Origin of the sequence: Xanthomonas hortorum (assembly GCF_011305375.1) — a bacterium.
GTDB lineage: Bacteria > Pseudomonadota > Gammaproteobacteria > Xanthomonadales > Xanthomonadaceae > Xanthomonas > Xanthomonas hortorum_E.
The window spans coordinates 84,129-96,840 of the sequence record NZ_VCME01000028.1 but is presented as its reverse complement, the minus strand read 5'-3'; the positions used below and the strand labels follow the sequence as shown (position 1 = coordinate 96,840).

The window sequence follows — 12,712 nt, the reverse complement described above, 5'->3', positions numbered from 1 at the left end:
GCCGGCCGGCTCAAGGCATAGCAGCTATTGGCCGATAGGTTGCGTACGCCTACGAGAAGCATCAATGACCACTTCGCCCGCGCTGTCGACTCAGACTGCCCACCCCTCCCCGCGCCGCTGGAGCAGCCGCTGGGACGATCTGGCAATCGCAAGAAAGCTCGGCGCGATCGGTGTGCTCGCCTTGGCAGGCATGGTCATCCCGGTGCTGCTCTATCGCGGCAAGCTCAATGAAAGTGTGGCCATCAGCAGCAACGAACTGCGCAGCTATGCCCCGCTCGGGCAGATGCTGGGTTTGATCACCGACCTGCACGCCGCACATGTGGACAGCGGCAGCGCCGCCAGTAGCGCCGCGCAACGCGCCAATCGCGATCTGCAACAGCTGCTCGCCACCACCGCGCGCATGCCCGGTTTCGAACGCAGCCAGAAAGAATTGCTTGCATTGCAAAAACGCCATGTCGCTGGCGTTGCCGCGGACGGCTATGCCGCAGTGAGCGAGCAGGCGTTTGCCGCACTCGACGCACTGCGCGACGACAGCCAACTGGTCTACACCCCGTATATCGAGAGCTACCACCTGGTGGTCTCCACGCTGATCTACAGCCCCGATGCCACCGAGTCGCTGACCCGGCTGGATGCCGCCAACGACCCCTCGCAGGCAGCCGACAGCCGCGCCATGCTGCGCGAACAACTGAGCCAGCTCGCACGCAACCACCTGCACTTTCGTCATGAGCTGGACAAGGCGATGGGCTTGCTGGAACACCCCGACCCCGCCCTGGCCACAGCAGCAGCAACCGAAGCGGCGCGTGCAGACGCGGCACTGGCTGCACTGCGCAGCGCGCTGGAAGGCAGCGATGCACAGGCCGATACGCGCTGGAATGCCGCGCTCGATGATCTCGGCCAGGCCATGCAGGACTTGAGCGGCGTGTCGTTGCAGGCTGTGCAGCGCCAGTCCGAGCGGCACCTGGTCGAAGCCCGCACTGCGATGTGGCAAGCGATCGCCGGCCTCTCGGTGCTGGCCGTGCTGATCGCCGCCCTGGGTTGGTACACCTTGTCCAAGCTCACCCGCAATGTGCGCCGCGCCGCCGCGGTGGCCGCCAACATCGCGCAAGGCCGGCTGGACGAGCGCATCGTCGCACCCAGCCGCGACGAAACCGGCCAGTTGCTCGACAACATGCGTCAGATGCAGGAACAGCTGCAGGCCGTGCTGGCCGCACAGAGCGAGATGGCGCAGCGCCACGACGCCGGCCAGATCGGCTATCGCATGCAGTCCGAAACCTTCCCCGGTGCCTACGCCACCATGGTGCGCGAGACCAACACGTTGGTCGGCTCGCACATCGCGGTGATGATGCAGTTGGCGCAGATCATGTCGCGCTACGCCATCGGCGATCTGAGCCAGGACATGGATCGCCTGCCCGGCGAAAAGGCCGTGCTCAGCGACACCATGGACACGGTCAAGGGCAATCTGGCCGCGATGAACAGCGAGATCAAATTGCTGGCGCAGGCCGCCGCCAACGGCGATTTCAGCGTGCGTGGCGATGCGCAGCGCTTTCAATACGACTTCCGCGCAATGGTGGACAGCCTCAATCAACTGATGGCCACCGCCGACGCCAATCTGACCTCGCTCTCCAGCGTGCTGCAGGCGATCGCCGCCGGCGATCTCACCACCCGCATGCATGGCGACTTCCACGGCGTGTTCGCACACATGCGCGACGATGCCAATGCCACCGTGCTGCAGTTGGCCGACATCGTCGGGCGCATCCAGCACTCCACCGATGCGATCAACGATGCCGCCAGCGAAATCGCTGCCGGCAATCAGGATCTGTCGCAGCGCACCGAGCAACAGGCGGCCAATCTGGAAGAGACCGCCGCCTCGATGGAAGAACTCACCTCCACCGTGCGCAACAACGCCGAGCATGCACGCCGCGCCAATCAACTGGTGGTTGGCGCAGCAACGGTGGCCTCACAAGGTGGCGAGGTGGTCGGGCAAGTGGTCGGCACCATGGCCGGCATCCAGGCCGCCTCCAAGAAGATCGCCGACATCATCGGCGTCATCGACGGCATCGCGTTCCAGACCAATATCCTGGCCTTGAATGCGGCGGTGGAAGCGGCGCGTGCCGGCGAACAGGGGCGCGGTTTTGCGGTGGTCGCCTCCGAGGTGCGCACGCTGGCACAACGTTCGGCCGGTGCTGCAAAAGAGATCAAGCAGCTGATCGACGATTCGGTGAGCAGGGTCGAACACGGCAACCAGTTGGTCGGCCAGGCCGGCCGCACCATGCAGGACATTGTCGACTCGGTGCGCAGCGTCACCGAGATCATGCAAGAGATCAGCGAAGCCTCACAGCAGCAGTCGCAAGGCATCGAGCAGGTGGGCCAGACCATCGCACAGATGGACCAGGCCACCCAGCAGAATGCCGCGCTGGTGGAAGAAGCCACCGCCGCCGCGCGTTCGATGGAAGAACAAGCGCAGCAGTTGCGCGATGCTGTCTCGGTGTTTCAGTTACAGGCAGCCGCGACACCCGCCCGGCTTGGTCGCGCCGCGTGACGGCGTGAGCCCATTGCACGCGGTCTTGCATCCATCGGTCTGATGCAGCACGCCAGTACGCCGAAGCAGCTAGCGTGCATCCACGCTCAATCGGTGCTTTACCCAACTTTTTGCAATGCGTCACCTTCGCAGTGCTTTTTGAAAGCGTGATCACGAAGTGAATCCGCTGCCATCGGCGCGTGTCTGTGCATCGCGCCCTACCGGGCTTTCCGGGCAGGTTGTGCACATCCACGTCACTTCAATGACGGCCACCCATACGCGGTGGGCCTTGTGAATCAAGCGGCAAGCAAGCCGGCCGTTACAGATCCCAAGCATGCATACCTGCCCTGCACTCGGTCGCGTCGTGACGACGTATCACATGCACCGACGATCGGCTCGCTCCATGCCCAGCCTCGCGTTACTTCACCTATTGCCCAACGCGTCCGCGCCGACGCGTCTTGTCCTTCTTGCCACTGCCTCGAGACCCCACAATGATCGCTCTTCTTCAACGGTATAACGTCGGCAAGCGCCTGACTTTTGCTTTCGGCACGCTGATCCTGTTGTCATGCGGGCTGGTCGCCGCAGGCCTCTACACGCTGGCGCAGGCGCGCGACCGCATGGACACCGTGGTCAATCGCAACATCACGATCATGCAGCACGCGCAGGACATGACCAATGCCACCTCGGTCATCGCCGTGCAGTTGCGCAATATCGTGTTGCCGACCACACAGGAAGACAATCTGCGCTTCTACGCCATCATCAAGAAGCAACTCGAGAGCTATCAGCACACGCACGACAAACTGTACGAATTTTCCGCCTCGCCGCAGGCCACCGAGATCCGCAACCGGATCGACCTGGCCAGCGCAGAAGCCGCCAAGGCCAACGAGCAGGTCGCGCAGCTGGGTCTGACCGGCAAGCCCGATGAAGCACTCACGCTGCTGCTGGCAAAGGCCGCACCGGCCACCGAGCAGTGGCAGAACGCGTTGGCAGACTACTCGGCACTGCAGCGTCAACGCACCCTGGAGGCCTACGTCGCAACCACTGCCGAGATGACGCGCGGCCGTGCCCTGCTGATCGGTGGCGGCTTGGCGGTGGTGCTGTTCAGCGTGCTGCTGGGCTTTCTGATCACCCGCAGCCTGGTGCGCCCGCTCACCCAGGCCACCCGCGCCGCTGAAGCGATTGCCAACGGCAACCTCGATAACGATGTGCGTACGCAGTCCAACGACGAAACCGGCCGCCTGTTGCAGGCCATGGATCGCATGCAGGGCCAGGTACGCAATCTGATCAGCGCACAGCTGGACATGGCCAAGCGCCACGACGAAGGTCAGATCAGCTTCCGTATGGATGCCGGCGCGTTCCCCGGCGACTACGGCCGCATGGCCAAGGACACCAACGAGCTGGTCGCCGCGCACATCAAGGTCAAGATGCAGACCATCCACCTGGTGGAGCGTTACGCGATCGGTGATCTGAGCGAAGACATGCCGCAATTGCCGGGCGAAAAGGCGGCGATCACCACCGCGATGAATCAGGTCAAGTTGAATCTGTCGACGATGAATGCGGAGATCAAGCAGCTGGCGCAGGCCGCCGCCAACGGCGACTTCAGCGCACGCGGCAATGCCGAGCAGTTCCAGTTCGATTTCCGCATCATGGTGGAAAGCCTCAACCACCTGATGGCCACCGCCGACGGCAATCTGCAGTCGCTTTCCAGCTTGTTGCAGTCGATCGCTGCCGGCGATCTCACCGCCCGCATGACCGGCCAGTACCAGGGCGTGTTCGCCCAGATGCGCGACGACGCCAACGCCACCGCCGAACAACTGGCCGGCATCGTGGGCCGCATCCAGCTGGCCGCCAATGCGATTGGGTCGGCATCGGGCGAAATCGCCTCAGGCAACCAGGATCTGTCGCAGCGTACCGAGCAACAGGCCGCCAATCTGGAAGAAACCGCCGCCTCGATGGAAGAACTCACTTCCACCGTCAAGCAGAACGCCGAACACGCAAGTCAAGCCAATCAGCTCGCCATCGGCGCCGCTGCCGTGGCCTCGCAAGGCGGCGATGTGGTGGCCAGGGTGGTCACCACCATGGCCGACATCCAGGGTTCGTCGAAGAAGATTGCCGAGATCATCAGCGTCATCGATGGCATCGCCTTCCAGACCAACATCCTGGCCTTGAATGCCGCAGTGGAAGCGGCGCGTGCCGGCGAACAGGGCCGCGGGTTTGCGGTGGTGGCCTCCGAAGTGCGCACCCTGGCCCAGCGTTCGGCCGGTGCGGCGAAAGAGATCAAGCATCTGATCGACGACTCGGTCAGCAAGGTCACCCAGGGCGCCACCCTGGTCGACCAGGCCGGCACCACCATGGCCGAAATCGTCGCCAGCGTGCAGCGCGTGACCAACATCATGAGCGAGATTTCCTCGGCCTCGCAGGAGCAGTACGCGGGCATCGAACAGGTCAACCAGACCGTGACCCAGATGGACGAAACCACCCAGCAGAACGCCGCACTGGTGGAAGAAGCCACCGCCGCTGCCCGCGCGATGGAAGAACAGGCCCAGCAGCTCACCGAAGCGGTTGCAGTGTTCAAGGTCACCGAGCACACCGCGGTGGCGCGTCAGCTCTCTGCCATTGCCAAGGCACCGGCCAATGCCCGCTTCGCTGCGCGTCCGGCCGCACGTGCCGGCAGCATCGCTCCGCCGCGTCGCAGCGTGACTGGCGCCTCGGCAGCAGCGGCCGACCCGAGCGATTGGCAGGAGTTCTGAGCCACGCCCCACCGCTGTCGGCAATGCGGTTTTAAGCACGCCTCAGTGCTTCCATATCGCGCTTGAGACGGTTGCGCCTTGCGCAACTTCTCAAGCACGCGCTCACGCAAGTCTGCATCTGCACCATCTGTATCTGTATCTGCATCTGCATCTGCAAGATGTTCACCACGGCACCGCTCTTGCGGTGCCGTTTTGCGTTGTGCGCGACATCCCTGCCTGCACGCAACCCGCAGGCACTGCGGCAAGCGTGAAATCGCACTTCACATCGTGCACGTGACCCCGCGCCAAGCTGGGGTCAAAACCGCCATTTACGGCTGCTTTTTCAGGGTATTCCTGACACCTCCCCACCAATTCCCTACCCGTTCTACACATGGCGATCACATGGCTGAGACCGGGCTTTACCAGCAAGTTCTGCTTGCCTCAATGCAGCGCGCCTAACGCCGTTATCTGACCGATGCATCACACAAGGCATGACGCCTGACGCAATGCTCCAGCGCTGCGTTGTACGTCATGCCACCCCAACGGCACATCCGCTCAGGTCCCTCAATGAACTCCTTCCTGCACCGCTTCAACGTCGGCAAGCGCCTCTCGCTGGCCTTTGGCGTTTTGATCCTTCTCTCGTGCGCGCTGGTGGCCGCCGGTCTGTATACGCTCAGCCAGGCGCGCGAGCGCCTGGACACCATCGTCAACCGCAACATGGCGATGATCCAGTACGCCACCGACATGCTGGACGCCAATGCCACCATCTCGTTGAATCTGCGCAACATCGTGCTGCCCACCACCGACGAGCAAAACCGGCAGTTCGCCGAAGTGATCGATGCCCAGCGCATCCGCTACAAGGAACTGCGCGAAAAGCTCTACGCGTTTCCTGCCGATGCGCACGACCAGCAACTGCGCGACACGCTGGATCTGACCCGCGAGCAGGCGCTGTCGCACAACCAGCAGGTCCGCGAGCTGGGGATGGCCGGCAAGGTCGACCAGGCCATGCCGATCCTGCTCGAACGCGCAGCGCCGGCCACCCAGCGCTGGCAGGATGCGATCCGCACCTACTCCAACGCGCAGCGCAAGAGCAGCCAGTTGGCCTATGACCAGGCCAGTGCCTCGATGGCGCGTGGCCGCAGCATGCTGATCGGCGGCGGCGTTGCCGTGGTGCTGCTGAGCGCCCTGCTGGCCTGGATGATCACCCGCAGCCTCACCGGCCCGTTGAACCGCGCCACCCGCGCTGCCGAGGCGATTGCCGAGGGCAAGCTCGACAACGCAGTGCACAGCGAGGCCAGCGACGAAACCGGCCGCCTGCTGCAGGCGATGGACAAGATGCAATCGCAGGTTCGCAACCTGATCACCGCGCAGCTGGACATGGCCAAGCGCCACGACAGCGGCCAGATCAGCTTCCGCATGGATGCCGGCGCATTCCCGGGCGACTACGGCCGCATGGCCGGCGACACCAACGCGCTGGTCGACAGCCACATCCAGCTCACACAGCGCCTGGCGCAGATCATGGGCCGCTATGCGATCGGCGACCTCAGCCAGGACATGGACGCGCTGCCCGGCGAAAAAGCCATGCTGACCGACACCATGGCGCAGGTGAAAACCAACCTGGCGTCGATGAATCAGCAGATCAAGCAGCTGGCGCAGTCCGCGGCCAATGGCGATTTCAGCGCACGCGGTGATGCGGCGCAGTTCCAGTTCGATTTCCGCGTGATGGTCGAGAGCCTCAATCAGTTGATGGCCACCGCCGACGGCAGCCTGCAGTCGCTATCGGGCATCTTGCGGTCCATCGCCGCAGGCGATCTGACCGCGCGCATGGACGGCGATTTCAAGGGCGTGTTCGCCCAGATGCGTGACGACGCCAACGCCACCGCCACCCAGCTGGCCGGCATCGTCGGGCACATCCAGCACTCGGCGACCTCGATCAATGCCGCCGCCAGCGAGATTGCGGCCGGCAACCAGGATCTGTCGCAGCGTACCGAACAGCAGGCCGCCAACCTGGAAGAAACCGCTGCCTCGATGGAAGAGCTCACCTCCACCGTCAAGCAGAACGCCGAGAGCGCGCGCCAGGCCAATCAGCTCGCCATCGGCGCCGCAAGCGTGGCCTCACAGGGCGGCGCCGTGGTCAGCAAGGTGGTCGACACCATGAGCGGCATCGAAGCCTCGTCCAAGCGCATCGCCGACATCATCAGCGTCATCGACGGCATCTCGTTCCAGACCAATATCCTGGCCTTGAATGCGGCGGTGGAAGCGGCGCGTGCCGGCGACCAGGGCCGTGGCTTTGCGGTGGTCGCCTCCGAAGTACGTACGCTGGCACAGCGTTCGTCCGCCGCGGCCAAGGAGATCAAGAGCCTGATCGACGACTCGGTGCAGCGTGTGGCCGACGGCTCACAGCTGGTGGATCAGGCCGGCAAGACCATGGCCGAGATCGTCGCCAGCGTGCAGCGCGTCACCAACATCATGGGCGAGATTTCCGCCGCCTCGCAGGAGCAGTCGGCCGGTATCGAACAGGTCAACCAGACCGTCACCCACATGGACGAAGCCACCCAGCAGAACGCCGCACTGGTGGAAGAAGCCACCGCCGCCGCCCGCGCGATGGAAGAACAGGCCCAGCAGCTCACCGAAGCGGTGGCCGTGTTCAAGATCGTCGAGCAAGGCCCGGTGGCACGTCAGCCATCGTCGATGGTCGCTGCGCCGGTCAATGCACGCTTCGCTGCGCGCCCGGCCGTCGGTGCCGCCAGCATCGCCCCGCCACGTCGCAGCGCCAACGGCACGGCGACCGCAGCGGCAGGGCCGAACGACTGGCAGGAGTTCTAAGACACACACCGCAACCCGCAACACGCGCCGCATCCAAGAACACCATTCGAGAGTAGTTTGATTCGTGGTCAACGAATCTTGAGGGTCGCTTCCTTGCGAGGGAGGCGGCCCTTTTTTTGTGCCGAGATGTTTCCTCAAACCAGCGCCTGACCACGCTGGATGCGGACGCTGCCTGGTCGTAAAAATTCACCCGCCCTTAACAAACGGCAATCTTGCGCCCCTGCTCTGGAACCAAGCGAACGCGACAATTTGTGCGTAATTCAACATAAAACATCAATTTTGAGCATAGACGGCCGCTATCGACTTCACGCATCCGTAACGCCCTCCCCCGGGCAAGGTCGATTCCTCATGCATTCCTTCAACCGGCTTTCCGTTGGCACCCGGCTCTCCGCGCTGCTGACCCTGGTCATCGCCATTTCGCTGGGCCTGCTGGCCCTGACCATCTACCGCCAGTCCGCCGGCGATATCGAATCCCAGGTCAAGGCCGAACTGCGCTCCAGCACCCGGCTGATGCAGCAGTCGGTGGCGATGTACGACGTCACCCTGACCGAAAGCACCCAGCGCCTGGGCAGCGTGTTCGACGACATGCTCCCCAGCGGCGTACGCACGCTCGATACCGCCAGCACCGTCACCATCGGCGAGCAGGCCACCCCGTCCCTGCGCGCCGGCAAGCAGGCGCTCAACCTCAATGTCAACGCGGTGGACCGCTTTGCGCAGGCCACCGGCGGTGTCGCCACGATCTTCGCGCGCACCGGCGAGGACTTCGTGCGTATCACCACCTCGCTGCGTAACAAGCAGAACGAGCGTGTGATCGGCACCCTGCTCGACCGCAAGGGCAAGGCCTACGCTGCGTTGTCGCAAGGCAAGCCTTTCACCGGCCAGGCGCAGCTGTTCGGCGAGCAGTACATGACCCACTACCAGCCGCTGCGTAATGCCGCCGGCGAGGTAATCGGCGCGCTGTTCGTCGGTCGCAACTACACCCAGGGCCTGGCCGCGCTCAAGGCGCAGGTCGGCACCACCAAACTCGGCCAGGATGGCTACTTCGTCATCGTCGACATGGCACCGGGTGAGCATCAGGGCCAGGTCATCGCCGCCCCGCCGGGCACCCCGGCCACCCTGGCGGCACTGGTACCGGCCGAGCAGCAGGCGCTGTTGCAATCGGTGCTGGATGGCAAGCAGCCCAGCGCCAACCTGCAGTTGCGCGACGCCAAGGGCAACAGCCAGGCGTTCGAAGTCACCGCCCAGCGCTATGCCCCGTGGCAGTGGGCGGTGATCGGCACCCAGCCGCGCAGCGCCATCGACGGCCCGCTGGACGAACTGATGGGCAGCATGCTGCTGTTCTCGCTGGTGGTGCTGGCGCTGTGCATCGCAGTGGTCTTTGTGGCGGCACGCCAGATGGTCACCCGCCCGTTGCTGGCGGTGGAGCGCGTGCTCGGCGATGTCGCGGCCGGCCGCCTGGACAACCCGATCGAGATCGACCGGCACGACGAACTCGGCCGCCTGCTGCTCAGCGCCCGCACCATGCGCGACGACCTGCGCGCACGTCTGGAACGCGACCACCTGATTGCCAGCGAAGCGCTACGCGTGCGTACCGCACTGGACGACGTCAGCACCAACGTGATGATCGCCGACGCCGATCGCCGCATCATCTACGTCAATCGCCCGCTGCAGCGCATGCTCAAGAGCGTGCAGGACGAACTGCGCCGCGACCTGCCCCACTTCGATGCCGATGCGTTGATCAATGCCAGCATCGACCAGTTCCATCGCAAGCCCGAACACCAGGCACGCATGCTCGATCAACTCACCGGCACGCATACCGCGCAGATCCATGTCGGTGGCCGCACCATGCGGCTGGTGGTCAACCCGGTGCTGGGCGCGGCCGGCGAGCGCATGGGTTTTGTGGTCGAATGGGCCGACCGCACCCAGGAAGTGCAGGTCGAAGAAGAAGTCGCGCGTATCGTGCAGGCGGCCGCCGCTGGCGACCTGAGCGAGCGCGTCGGCACCGATGGCAAGCAAGGCTTCCTGCTGCTGCTAGCAGAGCAACTCAACGTGCTGCTGGACAACAATGCAGATGGCCTGTCGCGCGTGTCCGCGCTGCTTTCGTCGCTGTCGCAAGGCGATCTGACCGCGCGCATGGATGGCGACCTGCAAGGCGTGTTCGCCACCATCCGCGACGACGCCAATGCCACCGCCGACCAGTTGGCCGGCATCGTGCGCCGGATCAAGGACTCCTCGCTGGCGATCAACTCCGCCGCCAGCGAAATCGCCACCGGCAACAGCGACCTGTCGCGTCGCACCGAGCAACAAGCCGCTGCGCTGGAAGAAACCGCCGCCTCGATGGAAGAGCTCACCGCCACCGTCAAGCAGAACGCCGACAACGCCGATCAGGCCAATCGCCTGGTGCTGGACGCAGCCGGCGTGGCGGCCAAGGGCGGCGATGTGGTCGGCCGCGTGGTCACCACCATGGCCGACATCGACACCTCGTCCAAGAAGATCGCCGAGATCATCAGCGTCATCGACGGCATCGCCTTCCAGACCAACATCCTGGCCTTGAACGCCGCAGTGGAAGCCGCACGTGCCGGCGAACAAGGCCGCGGCTTCGCAGTGGTCGCCTCCGAGGTGCGCAGCCTCGCCCAGCGCTCGGCCGGCGCCGCCAAGGAGATCAAGCACCTGATCGAAGACTCGGTTGCACGCATCGGTAGCGGTGCCGCACTCGCCTCCGAAGCCGGCAACACCATGCAGCAGGTGGTGGGCTCGGTGCAGCGCGTCACCGACATCATGGGCGAGATCACCAGCGCCTCGCGCGAGCAGGCCGCCGGCATCACCCAGGTCAACCAGACCGTCACCCAGATGGACGAAACCACCCAGCAGAACGCCGCACTGGTGGAAGAAGCCACTGCGGCCGCACGCGCGATGGAAGACCAGGCCGCACAGTTGGTGGACGCAGTGGCGGTGTTCCGTCTGGAACAACAAGACCAACTGAGCACTCTGCTGGCCAACGCACGCCACGCCTACCACTGATGTAAGTCAAACGCTCGATGAGTCGAGGGCGCGGTGCCCTCCCCGATCAGCACGACCTGTCTGCACTGTCCAATCACTTAGCGAGACAACCAAAGTTTCGAGTTGTGGCGGCGTTTAAATGCACTCAAGCCTAGTCAGTCGAGCGCGCGGTGCCCTCGCCGCTCGCGGGACACGCCGTAAATCCGTCCCTGGAGGCTCGGTGGCGGCATCCATGCCGCCACACGGTCCCGCAATCGGCGAGGACACCGCACCAGAAAGTTGGTCGGTGGTCGCGCAAAAAGCTGTTTGTCGCGCAATGTGCATCGGACATTGAGCCGGCGCTAAGTCATCGAACAACGCGCATCCCGCACTGCTTTTAATCGTGCGCACCGACCATCTGGACTGGTCCTTGCCCGCTCACCATCGCGGGACCTTACGCGGCATGGATGCCGCGTAAGAGCCTACACGGACGTACTTGCGTACTTGCGGCGTGTCCCGCGATGGTGGGCGGGCAAGGGCCCTGCAGCAAACCCCCAGCCTTGAGGGCGCGGTCCCCTCATCGCACAGGACAGTTTGCTGGCAGTTTTATTCAAAGCCATGCACACCGACCATCTCGACTGGTCCTTGCCCGCCCACCGTCGCGGGACCTTATGCGGCATGGATGCCACAGAAGAGCTTACAGGGACGTACTTGCAGCGTGTCCCGCGACGGTGGGCGGGCAAAGGCCCTGCAGCCAAGCCTAAGTCGTTTTATGAGCCGCTCTTAAAGATTTGGTTTTGCCGCCGATATCAAGGCGACGCCGGGACAACCGTCCGGGCGCATTCCCGCATCCACTGTGCTGGTGCTCATGTCCCAAGGCGATACCTCAGAGCTGGACCACGACGCCGATCACCTGGCCGAAGGCGACGAGCGCTATCTGCTGCGCAACAAACGGCAGATCCGTGGCTTGCTGCGCCAGCTGCTCGACCAACGCGCCGTGGTGACCATGCACGTGGCCGGCCGCGACATGGCGGTGCCCACCGCCGTGCTCGAAGTGGACGAAGACGACGACTGCGTGATTCTGGACGGCAGCCACAACGAAGCTTCCAACCGCGCCATCGAAGATGCCAAGTATCTGCTGTGCTACGCGCAACTGGAACGGGTCAATATCCGTTTCCGGCTGGAAACGCCCGACCGGCTGGAACGCGACATCCACGTCGCCTTCCGCGCTGCATTGCCCGACGCCATGTATCACATGCAGCGCCGCGAATCGTACCGGCTGGAAACGCCGATCACCGATTCGCCCATCTGCACCATTCGTCAGGACGACGCACAGGGTGGCACTCTCAACTTGCAGCTGCGCGTGATCGACATCAGCAGCGGCGGCCTGGCGGTAGCGATCACCGACGGCATGCCGCTGCTCGAACCGCAACGCACCTACCGCAATTGCACGCTGCAACTGCCCGACACCGCGCCGATCACGCTACCGCTCACCGTCTGCAGCCAATATAAGCAGTCCCTGCCCAACGGCAGCGAGGGCTTCCGTGTCGGCATGCAGTTCAGCGATCTGCCGCGTGGCGCCGACGAAACCATTCAACGCTATATTTTTCGCGTCGACCGCCAGCGCAACGCGCGCAAGAGCGGCGTGTTCTGAACCCGC

5 protein-coding genes are annotated in these 12,712 nt (G+C 64.2%); all 5 read left to right on the top strand.

Going from position 1 to position 12,712, the window contains the following annotated elements; all coding sequences use genetic code 11:
• Window positions 1–64 precede the first annotated feature (64 nt).
• The 5 genes from FFY45_RS20735 to FFY45_RS20715 all read left to right on the top strand — a co-directional run bounded on the left by FFY45_RS20735 (window position 65) and on the right by FFY45_RS20715 (window position 12,706).
• Window positions 65–2,539 carry a methyl-accepting chemotaxis protein gene (locus FFY45_RS20735; protein ID WP_176341858.1) on the top strand — a complete coding sequence of 825 codons (2,475 nt, stop codon included), beginning with the start codon at window positions 65–67 and terminating at the stop codon, window positions 2,537–2,539.
• A gap of 470 nt (window positions 2,540–3,009) precedes the next feature.
• Window positions 3,010–5,268 (top strand): methyl-accepting chemotaxis protein, encoded by a 2,259-nt coding sequence (locus FFY45_RS20730; RefSeq protein WP_176341857.1) that lies wholly within the window; start codon window positions 3,010–3,012, stop codon window positions 5,266–5,268.
• Between the two features lie 546 nt (window positions 5,269–5,814).
• Window positions 5,815–8,073: a methyl-accepting chemotaxis protein gene (locus tag FFY45_RS20725; protein WP_176341856.1), complete on the top strand. Its 2,259-nt coding sequence runs from the start codon at window positions 5,815–5,817 to the stop codon at window positions 8,071–8,073.
• Between the two features lie 348 nt (window positions 8,074–8,421).
• The gene (locus tag FFY45_RS20720) at window positions 8,422–11,094 is read left to right on the top strand and encodes a methyl-accepting chemotaxis protein (RefSeq protein ID WP_176341855.1); all 2,673 of its coding nucleotides are present in this window, start codon (window positions 8,422–8,424) and stop codon (window positions 11,092–11,094) included.
• Between the two features lie 826 nt (window positions 11,095–11,920).
• Window positions 11,921–12,706 carry a flagellar brake protein gene (locus tag FFY45_RS20715; RefSeq protein WP_043889772.1) on the top strand — a complete coding sequence of 262 codons (786 nt, stop codon included), beginning with the start codon at window positions 11,921–11,923 and terminating at the stop codon, window positions 12,704–12,706.
• Window positions 12,707–12,712: the final 6 nt, after the last annotated feature.

Bases quoted from the DNA above. Each gene is read 5' to 3' on its own strand.
- FFY45_RS20735 (WP_176341858.1), top strand. From the start codon at position 65: ATGACCACTTCGCCCGCGCTGTCGACTCAGACTGCCCACCCCTCCCCG.
- FFY45_RS20730 (WP_176341857.1), top strand. From the start codon at position 3,010: ATGATCGCTCTTCTTCAACGGTATAACGTCGGCAAGCGCCTGACTTTT.
- FFY45_RS20725 (WP_176341856.1), top strand. From the start codon at position 5,815: ATGAACTCCTTCCTGCACCGCTTCAACGTCGGCAAGCGCCTCTCGCTG.
- FFY45_RS20720 (WP_176341855.1), top strand. From the start codon at position 8,422: ATGCATTCCTTCAACCGGCTTTCCGTTGGCACCCGGCTCTCCGCGCTG.
- FFY45_RS20715 (WP_043889772.1), top strand. From the start codon at position 11,921: ATGTCCCAAGGCGATACCTCAGAGCTGGACCACGACGCCGATCACCTG.